The following is an 11,597-nucleotide window of genomic DNA, read 5'->3' on the forward strand; positions in this document are numbered from 1 at the left end:
GGTTCCCGTGAAAAGTGCAATGACAAGCGCGCCGTTGCGTGTCGCCATCATTGGCGCCGGGCAGGTGGCGGATAAAGTTCATGCTTCGTACTACTGTACCCGCGAGGATCTGGAACTGGTGGCTGTCTGTGACAGCCGCCTGTCCCAGGCGCAAGCGTTGGCAGATAAATACGGTAATGCACAGGTCTGGGATGACCCAGAGAAGATGCTGCGCGACGCTCAGCCGGATATCGTCAGCGTCTGTTCGCCAAATCGTTTTCATTACGAACACACCATGCTGGCCCTGGAAGCCGGTTGTCATGTGATGTGCGAGAAGCCTCCCGCCATGACGCCAGAACAGGCGCTGGAGATGTGCAAAACCGCGCGACGAATGGGAAAGGTGTTGGCCTACGATTTTCATCATCGCTTTGCGCTGGACACGCAATTGTTGCGTGAACAGGTTGTGGCTGGCGTGCTGGGTGAAATCTATGTCACCAATGCCAGAGCCTTGCGCCGCTGCGGAGTGCCCGGCTGGGGTGTATTCACCAGCAAAGCCTTGCAGGGCGGGGGGCCGTTGATCGATATCGGCGTGCATATGCTGGATGCGGCAATGTATGTCTTAGGGTTCCCGGCGGTTAAACGGGTTTGCGCGCACAGCTTTCAAAAAATCGGCACCTGCAAAAACAGCGGGCAGTTTGGTGAATGGGACCCGGCAACGTACACCGTTGAAGATGCGCTGTTCGGCACAATCGAATTTCACAATGGCGGCATCTTGCGGCTGGAAACCTCCTTTGCGCTCAACATTCCAGAGCAGTCGGTCATGAACGTGAATTTTTGCGGTGATAAGGCCGGAGCAACGCTTTTCCCGGCACAGGTTTACACTGACCAGGAGGGGGAGCTGGCGGTCCTGTTTCAGCGTGACGTTGCGGATGATCACCGCCATTTTCGGAGTATGGATGCTTTTGTCAATCATGTGAAAGGGGAGCCGGTGACGATCGCCGATGCAGAACAAGGTTTTGTCATTCAACAACTTGTGGCTGCGTTGTATCACTCTGCTGAAACAGGAACCTGCGTGGAATTATGATGAAGCCTGTAATGTTAACAGACCCGTTTTTTTGCCTGCACAGCCTGAATAAATATGCCTCACTTATGGCGTCAGGTAATGGTTATATGGGGATCCGCGCAAGCCACGAAGAAGCGTATACAGTACAGACTCGCGGCATGTTTCTGGCGGGTCTCTATCATCAGGCTGGCAAGGGAGAGATTAATGAACTGGTCAATCTCCCCGATGTGGTTGGCGTAGAGATAACGCTGAATGGCGATATTTTCTCCCTGCTGAGCGGCACAATTGAAAGCTGGCGGCGCGATGTGGATTTTGCCACCGGAGAGTTGCGCCGTTCGCTGATATGGCGCTCGCCTGGCGGCATGCGCTTTGCGATCGAAAGCCGCCGTTTTGCATCCGCAGAAAAGTTACCGCTGTTTGCGATGGAAATGACTATTACGCCGTTGGACGCCGACGCCACGCTTTCTCTCTCGACCGGCATTGACGCGACGATAACTAACCATGGCCGTCAGCATCTGGACGAAACACAGGTCAGAGTGTTCGGACAGCACCTTTTGCAGGGGGTCTATACGACTCAGGATGGCCGCAACGATATTTCCATTTCCGCTTTCTGTCGCGTGAAAGGCGATGTGCAACGTTGCTTTACGGCAAAAGATCGCCGCCTGATACAGCACAACAGTTTGTGTGTAAAAGCGGGCCAGCGTATCACGCTGGAGAAATTGGTCTGGATTGAGTGGACATCTGAACGGAATACCTCGCCTGAAACCAGGGGGAGTCAGGCCCTTCGTCAACTGGAAGCCTGTGCTGAGCAGGGGTACGACGCGCTAAGAGCAGAAAACGCCGCTAACTGGCATCGCTGGTGGCAGCGTCGCCGTGTTCAGGTCAGCAGCGTGGCGCCTGGCGATCAGCGCGCGTTGGATTTCGCGCTCTATCACTTACGCATCATGACGCCGGTTCATGATGAGCGCAGCAGCATCGCGGCAAAAGGATTAACCGGAGAAGGTTACAAGGGCCACGTATTCTGGGATACCGAGGTTTTCCTGCTGCCGTTTCATCTGTTTACCGAGCCAGACACTGCCAGAGGCCTGTTACGTTACCGTTGGCATAATCTGCCCGGTGCGCGTGAGAAAGCGAGACGTAACGGCTGGCAAGGCGCGTTGTTTCCATGGGAAAGCGCGCGTAGCGGTGAGGAAGAGACGCCGGAGTTTGCGGCGATCAACATCCGTACTGGCCTGCGGCAAAAAGTGGCGTCGGCATTAGCGGAACACCATCTTGTCGCCGATATTGCCTGGGCTGTTATCGGCTACTGGCAAGCCACAGGCGACATGAGTTTTATGGCGCGTGAAGGTATGGCGCTGCTGCTGGAAACCGCCAAATTCTGGATAAGTCGTGCGGTTGACGTGAACGGACGTCTGGAGATTCATGACGTTATTGGCCCGGATGAGTACACCGAGCACGTTAATAACAATGCCTTCACCAACTACATGGCCTGGTACAACGTGGAGCAGGCGCTGCGTTTTGCGCGTGCGCAGGGTTGTGCTGACGACACGTTTATTTATCGTGCGGAATACTTTTTGCAGAAACTTTGGCGGCCTGACATTCAGCAGGATGGCATTTTGCCGCAGGATGATGCGTTTCTCAGCAAACCGGTTATCGATTTAGCGAAATATAAAGCCAATGCGGGCAAGCAGACGATCCTGCTTGATTATTCACGCGCTGAAGTTAATGAGATGCAAATTCTCAAGCAGGCGGACGTGGTAATGCTGATGTATATGCTGCCGGAGCTGTTTACGCCGCAGACATGCCTGGCGAACCTGCGCTTTTATGAGGCGCGCACGATTCATGACTCCTCTCTGAGTAAAGCGATCCACGGTATCGTGGCTGCGCGCTGTAAAGATCCAGCAATGGGGTATCAGTTCTGGCGCGATGGGGGGCAAATCGATCTTGGCGACGATCCGCACAGTTGCGATGACGGTATTCATGCCGCAGCGACAGGGGCTATCTGGCTGGGCGCGATACAAGGATTTGCAGGGTTAAGTGTGCGTCATGGCGAACTGCATCTGCATCCGGTGCTCCCGGCGCAGTGGAAACGCCTCGCTTTTCCGTTGCAGTGGCAGGGCAGAGAACTGTTTATCACCATGGATGCAGATAACATCAGCATCACCAGTATCGGCCCCGTCGATGTGTGGATTTGCAACCGCAAGGTTACTGTCGACGGTGAGCGGTCATTCAAATGCAGTAACGTTATTTTACCTGTTAATGGGACCGCTACCAGGGAGGGGAAATGAAACCTCAGGCCATCATTTTTGATTTAGACGGCGTGATTACTGATACCGCGCACCTGCATTTTCTGGCGTGGAAACAGATAGCCGATGAGACGGGGATCGTGATTGATGAGGCGTTCAATGAACGTTTGAAAGGCATTAGCCGTAATGAATCGTTGTGTCGCATTTTGCAGCATGGCGGTAAAGAAGGGGTGTTTACCGATGCTGAATGTTTGCAGCTAGCTGCGCGTAAAAATGCTCTGTACGTTCACGCTCTGCGCCAGTTAACGACCGACTCTGTCCTGCCCGGTATTCGGGCGTTATTGACCTCGCTGCATGAATTACAGATTCCGGTAGGGCTGGCATCCGTCTCTCTCAATGCCCCTGCAATCTTACAGGCGCTGGAGATTGCTGACTTTTTTGATTTTTGTGCAGACGCAGCGCACATATCCCGCTCGAAACCGGATCCTGAGATTTTTCTTGCCGCCTGCAACGGTCTTGGGGTGAGGCCTGATGCGTGCATCGGTATTGAAGATGCACAGGCGGGTATTGATGCCATCAATGCCTGCGGTATGCATTCTGTCGGTATCGGTCCGGGGTTAACCGGCGCGGAGTTACATCTTCCTTCAACGGAATTTCTGACGTGGCCGTGCTTATCGGCTTTCTGGCTAAACGCAAAGTAAAGGAATCAATATGGCACAGCTTTCGTTGCAACATATCCAAAAAATATACGATAACCAGGTGCATGTGGTTAAAGACTTTAACCTGGAGATTGAGGATAAAGAGTTCATCGTTTTTGTCGGTCCGTCGGGCTGCGGCAAATCCACCACGCTACGCATGATTGCGGGGCTGGAAGAGATCAGCGCCGGTGAATTATTGATCGACGGTAAGCGGATGAATGATGTACCGGCAAAAGCGCGCAATATTGCCATGGTCTTTCAGAATTACGCCTTATATCCGCACATGACCGTTTACGACAACATGGCGTTTGGGCTGAAAATGCAAAAGATGGACCCGGGCATTATTGATGAACGCGTGAACTGGGCGGCGCAAATTCTTGGATTGCGGGATTACCTGAAACGCAAACCGGGCGCGCTTTCCGGCGGACAGCGTCAGCGTGTTGCGCTTGGGCGCGCCATCGTTCGTGAAGCGGGTGTGTTCCTGATGGATGAACCGTTGTCTAACCTGGATGCAAAATTACGTGTCCAGATGCGCGCAGAGATCAGTAAGCTGCACCAGAAGCTGAATACCACCATGATTTACGTTACGCACGATCAGACTGAAGCCATGACGATGGCAACGCGAATCGTCATTATGAAAGATGGCATTGTTCAGCAGGTCGGTGCGCCTAAGATGGTATATAACCATCCGGCCAATATGTTTGTCGCAGGATTTATTGGTTCTCCTGCAATGAACTTTATTCGTGGTGCAATTGATGGCGATAAATTCGTTACCGAAACGCTGAAATTAACAATCCCGGATGACAAGCTGAACGCGTTAATAAAACAAGGCCACGAGCATAAAGCGGTGGTAATGGGGATTCGCCCGGAGGATATCCATCCTGAAAAACAGGATGGTAATAGCATAACGGCGCGTATTAGCGTGGCTGAATTAACCGGTGCGGAATTTATGCTTTATACCACCGTTGGGGGGCACGAGTTGGTCGTCCGTGCCGGGGCGATTAACGATTATTCTGCGGGAGAAAATATCACCATACATTTTGATATGGCGAAATGCCATTTCTTTGATGCTGAAACCGAACTGGCTATTCAATAAATAATTACTCCGGGGGAATTATCCCCCGGTAGCAGGTGCATTTTTTGTCAGTATTTTAACAAGGAATAAAAATGAAAACCTTACTGTACTCTACTGCGCTGGTCATATGCGCAGGAATGGCTTGCGCGCAGGCCGCTGAAAACAATGACTGGCATTTTAATATCGGTGCTATGTATGAAATAGAAAACGTCGAAGGCTATGGTGAAGATATGGATGGGCTGGGTGAACCGTCCATCTATTTTAATGCGGCAACCGGTCCGTGGAAAATTTCACTGGCGTATTATCAGGAAGGACCTTTCGATTATAGTGCCGGTAAACGCGGTACATGGTTTGATCGCCCGGAACTGGAAGTTCGTTATCAATTCCTCGAAAGCGATGATGTTAATTTCGGTTTAACCGGCGGTTTTCGTAACTATGGCTACCATTACGTAAATGAAGCGGGTAAAGACACCGCCAATATGCAACGCTGGAAAGTACAGCCGGACTGGGATGTGAAACTGACCGACGATTTACGTTTCAGCGGCTGGCTGGCGATGTATCAATTCGTCAATGACCTGAGTATCACCGGCTACTCAGACAGTCGTGTCGAAAGTGAAACCGGCCTGAATTACACTTTTAATGAAACGGTTGGTCTGACGGTGAATTATTACCTGGAACGTGGCTTCAATCTTGCCGAAAACCGTGATAACGGTGAATTCTCCACACAGGAAATCCGTGCCTATTTACCGATAGCATTAGGCAATACCACCCTCACGCCTTATACCCGTATCGGTCTGGATCGCTGGTCCAACTGGGACTGGCAGGATGATCCTGAGCGTGAAGGTCACGACTTTAACCGTCTCGGTTTGCTTTATGCGTATGATTTCCAGAATGGGTTATCAATGTCGCTGGAATATGCCTTTGAGTGGGAAGATCACGACGAAGGTGAGAGTGACAAATTCCATTATGCGGGGATCGGCATCAACTACGCGTTCTAAAATGTACTGGGGCATATTCATGCCCCAGTTTTTAAGCGAGGGAGCCGGCTAATGATATTTGCGTTTTTACGATAATATTTTGCAGGCCTTTCTTGCCGGCAATCAGGTTAAATAACAGATTACAACTTTGCTCGCCTAATTCCTGCGTGGGAACGTCAATGCCGCCTGGGGCGGGAGTCAGCATAAACGAGAGCAGTTCATTACTGTAACCGACAACGGCGAGTTGTTGTGGAATCGCGATATTTTTCTCTGCCGCCACCCGGTATAAACTCATTAACTTTAAGCTGTCTGTTGCGAAAACGGCATTTGGCAATGGGGTCTGGCTTAACAGTTTTCTGGCGGCCAGTAGCGCGCTTTCATGCGTGTATCCACCATCAACGATCCATTCATCACGGCACTGGATTTTATGGACTTCCAGACTGGCTTTATAACCATTAACACGGTCGATGGAAACATGGAAATCAAGTGGCGCATGCAGACAGGCAATATGCTGATGACCACTGTCAATTAATGCATTTGTGAGTTGAATACTGTCCTGGAAATTATCCGTATCGACAGAGTAAACATGAGCGTATTCGCCTTCCACTTTGCCAATGACGACAACAGGAACATCATACTTATTCAGACGCGCAAAGAAGAACTCATCCGCCGGGGAACTCAGCATAATAATGCCTTTGATCATTTTCTGCTTAATTTTGCTTTCGCATTTTTGCAAGTCATCTTCCGTACTGCGGGAGGTCTGTAATATGACATCAAAACCTTCCTCTTCGGCCTTTGCCGTAATCGCATGCAGAACTTCAGAGAAAAAAGGATTACCGGCCGTTGTTTTTGCTGAACGAGTAGAAATAACCATAATGGCGTCAAACCCGGAAGAGGTCAGGGCGCGCGCCAGTTTATTCGGTTGGTATTGCAGTTCATCAATGGCGCGTAATACTTTCTCCCGTGCTTCCGGGGAGATATTGGTTTGTTTATTCAGCACGCGCGATACCGTGGATTTTGATACTCCGGCGACGCGCGCGATATCATAAATAGTAGGGGACATAGTCGGGGGAACTCCGTTCGAGAGTTAATGACGCACATCTTATGGAGTTAACTGGCGGATGACAACACAAGGCGGTTGATTATCAACAGCCTGCCCCCACATCAATACGCATAGGTTATAATTTTTTTCTGGTCTTCAGGCACAACAGGATGGCGATGAAGCGACTCAAAAACGAACTTAACTCGCTGGTTAATCGCGGTGTAGACAGGCATTTACGTCTGGCCGTTACCGGACTTAGCCGCAGTGGGAAAACCGCGTTTATTACTGCGATGGTTAACCAACTGCTCAACATCCATGCCGGATCGCGACTGCCGCTGCTAAGCGCGGTGCGTGAGGAGCGTTTGCTGGGCGTGAAACGCGTTCCACAACGTGATTTTGGTATTCCACGTTTTACCTACGATGAAGGGCTGGCCCAGCTTTATGGCCAGCCGCCTGCCTGGCCGACGCCAACGCGCGGCGTGAGCGAAATCCGTCTCGCGTTACGCTACAAATCCAATGATTCTTTGCTGCGCCATTTTAAAGACACCTCAACGTTATACCTGGAGATTGTCGATTATCCCGGCGAATGGCTGCTCGACTTGCCGATGCTGGCGCAGGATTACCTGAGCTGGTCCCGGCAAATGACCGGCTTACTGCAAGGGCAGCGGGGCGAATGGTCGGCCAAATGGCGTCAGCTATGCCAGGGGCTGGACCCGCTGGCGCCTGCTGATGAAAATCGCCTGGCGGAGATCGCCGCGGCCTGGACGGCGTATCTGCACCAATGTAAACAGCAGGGGCTGCACTTTATTCAGCCTGGCCGCTTTGTGCTGCCGGGCGATATGGCGGGCGCACCTGCGTTGCAGTTTTTCCCGTGGCCGGATGTGGATGCGCATGGCGAATCGATACTGGCGCAGGCGGATAAACACACCAACGCCGGAATGTTGCGTGAACGCTTTAATTACTACTGTGAAAAAGTGGTGAAAGGGTTCTATAAAAACCATTTCCTGCGGTTTGATCGCCAGATTGTACTGGTGGATTGCCTGCAACCGTTGAACAGCGGGCCGCAGGCGTTCAACGATATGCGTCTGGCGCTGACGCAATTGATGCAGAGTTTCCACTATGGTCAGCGAACGCTATTTCGCCGACTCTTTTCCCCGGTGATTGATAAACTGCTGTTTGCGGCGACCAAGGCAGACCATGTGACTGTCGATCAACATGCCAATATGGTCTCTTTGCTCCAGCAACTGATTCAGGATGCCTGGCAAAACGCGGCGTTTGAAGGCATCAGCATGGATTGTCTGGGACTGGCGTCCGTACAGGCGACGACCAGTGGATTGATCGATGTGAATGGTGAAAAGATCCCGGCTTTACGCGGTAACCGTTTAAGCGACGGAACACCGTTAACGGTGTATCCCGGCGAAGTGCCCGCACGCCTGCCGGGACAAGCGTTCTGGGACAGTCAGGGTTTCCAGTTTGAAGCGTTTCGCCCGCAGGTGATGGATGTGGATAAACCATTGCCGCACATTCGTCTGGATGCCGCGCTGGAATTTTTAATAGGAGACAAATTGCGATGAGCGAACCGTTAAAACCGCGTATCGATTTCGCAGGTCCACTGGAGGTGGAGCAAAACCAGACGCTTAAAACGCAACAGACCTTCAGCGAGACGCAGGCGCAGACCTTTGCCCCCGCGCAGGTGGATGAACCTCTGGAAGACGAGGGGCAGGCGGAAGCGGTCATTGATGCCGCGCTGCGCCCGAAACGCAGTTTGTGGCGCAAGATGGTGATGGGGGGACTGGCGTTGTTTGGCGTCAGCGTTGTGGGCCAGGGTGTACAATGGACTATGAACGCATGGCAAACCCAGGACTGGGGGGCGCTGGGCGGTTGTGCCGCCGGGGCGTTGATCATTGGCGCAGGCGTTGGCTCGGTCGCGACAGAATGGCGTCGGTTATGGCGATTACGCCAGCGGGCGCATGAACGGGATGAAGCGCGCGACCTGTTGCACAGCCACGGTACGGGAAAGGGCCGTGCGTTTTGCGAAAAGCTGGCGCAGCAGGCCGGTATCGATCAGTCTCACCCGGCGTTGCAGCGCTGGTATGCTTCGATTCACGAAACGCAAAACGATCGGGAAGTGGTCAGCTTATACGCTCAACTGGTGCAACCGGTGCTGGATGCCCAGGCGCGACGTGAAATCAGTCGTTCGGCCGCCGAATCCACGTTAATGATCGCCGTCAGCCCGCTGGCATTGGTGGATATGGCATTTATCGCCTGGCGAAATTTGCGGCTGATCAATCGCATTGCGACGCTGTATGGCATTGAACTGGGGTATTACAGCCGCCTGCGCCTGTTTCGTCTGGTGTTGCTCAATATTGCGTTTGCGGGCGCCAGCGAGCTGGTGCGTGAAGTCGGGATGGACTGGATGTCGCAGGATCTGGCGGCGCGTTTGTCTGCCCGTGCGGCGCAGGGTATTGGTGCCGGGCTGTTAACCGCTCGTCTGGGCATTAAAGCGATGGAACTGTGTCGTCCCTTACCGTGGATCGACGATGATAAGCCGCGTCTGGGGGATTTTCGTCGCCAGCTTATCGTTCAGGTCAAAGAGACCTTGCAGAAAAGCAAAACCCCGCGCGAAAACTGATCGCTGGAAGGGCGCTGACCGTATAACTTTACGGCCCGGCGCCCAATTTTCCGTCATGCTGTCAATAATTGTTGACAGAATCCTTCCTGCTAATCGAATACTGGCTTATCATCTATCTAATAGCTCATTGTTTTAGGTGAAAGTTCCCATGCGTCTGGAAGTCTTTTGTGAAGACCGTCTTGGTCTGACCCGCGAGTTACTCGATTTGCTGGTGCTTCGTAGCATTGATTTACGCGGTATTGAGATTGACCCCATCGGGCGAATTTACCTTAATTTTGCTGAACTGGAGTTCACCAACTTCAGCAGCCTGATGGCGGAGATCCGCCGCATTTCCGGCGTGACCGATGTCCGTACGGTGCCGTGGATGCCGTCTGAACGCGAGCATCTGGCGCTGAGCGCACTGCTCGAAGCGTTGCCGGAACCCGTCCTCTCTCTGGATATGAAAAGTAAAATAGAGATGGCGAACCCCGCGAGCTGTCAGCTTTTTGCACAAAATCAGGAGCGTATGCGCAATCACACTGCCGCGCAGTTGATCAACGGCTTCAACTTCCAGCGTTGGCTGGAGAGCAACCCACAGGTCTCTCACAACGAGCATGTGGTGATCAATGGGCAGAACTTCCTGATGGAGATTACCCCGGTTCATTTGCAAGGGGAAAATGACGAGTACATGCTCACGGGCGCTGTCGTTATGTTACGTTCTACCATCCGAATGGGGCGTCAGTTGCAGAATTTGACGACTCAGGATTTGAGCGCGTTTAGCCAGATTATCGCCGTCAGCGCGAAAATGAAGCATGTCGTAGAGCAGGCTCGCAAGCTGGCTACGCTGAGCGCGCCACTGCTGATTACCGGCGATACCGGAACCGGTAAAGATCTCTTCGCCCATGCCTGTCACCTGGCAAGCCCGCGTGCGGCAAAACCGTATCTGGCATTGAACTGCGCCTCCATTCCTGAAGATGCGGTTGAAAGCGAACTGTTTGGTCATGCGCCGGAAGGTAAAAAAGGCTTCTTTGAACAGGCTAACGGGGGTTCGGTGCTGCTGGATGAGATTGGTGAGATGTCGCCACGCATGCAGACCAAATTGCTGCGTTTTCTTAACGACGGCACCTTCCGTCGCGTTGGCGAGGATCATGAGGTTCACGTTGATGTCCGGGTGATCTGCGCCACGCAGAAGAATCTGGTGGAACTGGTGCAAAAAGGGCTGTTCCGCGAGGATCTCTACTACCGTCTGAATGTGCTGACGCTCAATCTGCCGCCGCTGCGTGATTGCCCGCAGGATATCATGCCGCTCACTGAACTTTTCGTGGCGCGTTTTGCCGATGAGCAGGGCGTGCCGCGTCCGAAACTCTCTGCCGATCTCAGCACCGTATTAACCCGTTATGGCTGGCCGGGCAATGTGCGCCAGCTTAAAAACGCCATCTACCGGGCGCTGACGCAGCTTGAAGGGTACGAACTACGTCCGCAGGATATCTTGTTGCCGGATTACGACGCCACGACCGTTGCCGTTGGTGAAGATGCGATGGAAGGCTCGCTGGATGATATCACCAGTCGTTTTGAACGTTCCGTGTTGACGCAGCTTTATCGCAATTATCCGAGCACGCGTAAACTGGCGAAACGCCTGGGCGTCTCACATACCGCGATTGCCAATAAGTTACGTGAATACGGTTTGAATCAGAAGAAAAGCGAAGAGTAATTAATGAATAGAAGAACACCCGACAGTTATTGCTGTTGGGTGTTTTTTTATATCAGAATAAATAAATTTGCATCATAATTCTTAAGTTTTTACGCTTTTTTCCTATTTTTTAAAACACCATTTCATGTGCGATGTTTTTTTTGTGATCTTAATTCAATTTTGCTACATATCTTGCGAATAATGTAACCCTCTCAA

Annotated in this window: 9 protein-coding genes; 8 read left to right on the top strand and 1 reads right to left on the bottom strand. The window is 52.1% G+C overall.

From position 1 onward, the window contains the following. Positions 1–7: 7 nt before the first annotated feature. The 5 genes from ycjS to OGW17_RS08430 all read left to right on the top strand — a co-directional run bounded on the left by ycjS (position 8) and on the right by OGW17_RS08430 (position 6,059). Entirely contained in the window at positions 8–1,063 is a 1,056-nt protein-coding gene (ycjS, locus tag OGW17_RS08410; RefSeq protein WP_071258379.1) for a D-glucoside 3-dehydrogenase, read from the top strand. Continuing rightward, positions 1,060–3,330: a glycoside hydrolase family 65 protein gene (locus OGW17_RS08415; RefSeq protein WP_139267359.1), complete on the top strand. Its 2,271-nt coding sequence runs from the start codon at positions 1,060–1,062 to the stop codon at positions 3,328–3,330. Before ycjS ends, OGW17_RS08415 begins: the two co-directional genes overlap by 4 nt. Further along, positions 3,327–3,989 carry a beta-phosphoglucomutase gene (gene pgmB, locus OGW17_RS08420; RefSeq protein ID WP_071258378.1) on the top strand — a complete coding sequence of 221 codons (663 nt, stop codon included), beginning with the start codon at positions 3,327–3,329 and terminating at the stop codon, positions 3,987–3,989. The genes OGW17_RS08415 and pgmB overlap by 4 nt, the downstream gene beginning before the upstream one ends. 10 nt (positions 3,990–3,999) lie before the next feature. Next, positions 4,000–5,082 carry an ABC transporter ATP-binding protein gene (locus OGW17_RS08425; protein ID WP_071258377.1) on the top strand — a complete coding sequence of 361 codons (1,083 nt, stop codon included), beginning with the start codon at positions 4,000–4,002 and terminating at the stop codon, positions 5,080–5,082. Positions 5,083–5,153: 71 nt separating this feature from the next. Next, complete coding sequence (locus OGW17_RS08430; RefSeq protein WP_071258376.1) at positions 5,154–6,059, top strand: OmpG family monomeric porin; 906 nt, start codon at positions 5,154–5,156, stop codon at positions 6,057–6,059. Positions 6,060–6,090: 31 nt separating this feature from the next. Here the strand turns inward: OGW17_RS08430 and OGW17_RS08435 are convergent, their stop codons facing one another. Beyond that, positions 6,091–7,101, bottom strand: coding sequence for a LacI family DNA-binding transcriptional regulator (locus OGW17_RS08435; RefSeq protein ID WP_071258375.1), 1,011 nt, complete (start codon positions 7,099–7,101; stop codon positions 6,091–6,093). A 155-nt stretch (positions 7,102–7,256) separates the two neighbouring features. Here OGW17_RS08435 and OGW17_RS08440 point away from each other — a divergent pair, with 155 nt between their 5' ends. The 3 genes from OGW17_RS08440 to tyrR all read left to right on the top strand — a co-directional run bounded on the left by OGW17_RS08440 (position 7,257) and on the right by tyrR (position 11,402). Then, the gene (locus OGW17_RS08440; protein ID WP_058669435.1) at positions 7,257–8,654 is read left to right on the top strand and encodes a YcjX family GTP-binding protein; all 1,398 of its coding nucleotides are present in this window, start codon (positions 7,257–7,259) and stop codon (positions 8,652–8,654) included. Beyond that, positions 8,651–9,712: a YcjF family protein gene (locus OGW17_RS08445; protein WP_071258373.1), complete on the top strand. Its 1,062-nt coding sequence runs from the start codon at positions 8,651–8,653 to the stop codon at positions 9,710–9,712. The genes OGW17_RS08440 and OGW17_RS08445 overlap by 4 nt, the downstream gene beginning before the upstream one ends. Before the next feature lie 148 nt (positions 9,713–9,860). After that, on the top strand, positions 9,861–11,402 hold the full coding sequence (tyrR, locus tag OGW17_RS08450; protein WP_071258372.1) for a transcriptional regulator TyrR: 1,542 nt from the start codon (positions 9,861–9,863) through the stop codon (positions 11,400–11,402). Positions 11,403–11,597 lie beyond the last annotated feature (195 nt).

Source organism: Citrobacter sp. CK181, assembly GCF_030333595.1.
Classification (GTDB): Bacteria; Pseudomonadota; Gammaproteobacteria; order Enterobacterales; family Enterobacteriaceae; genus Citrobacter_B; species Citrobacter_B koseri.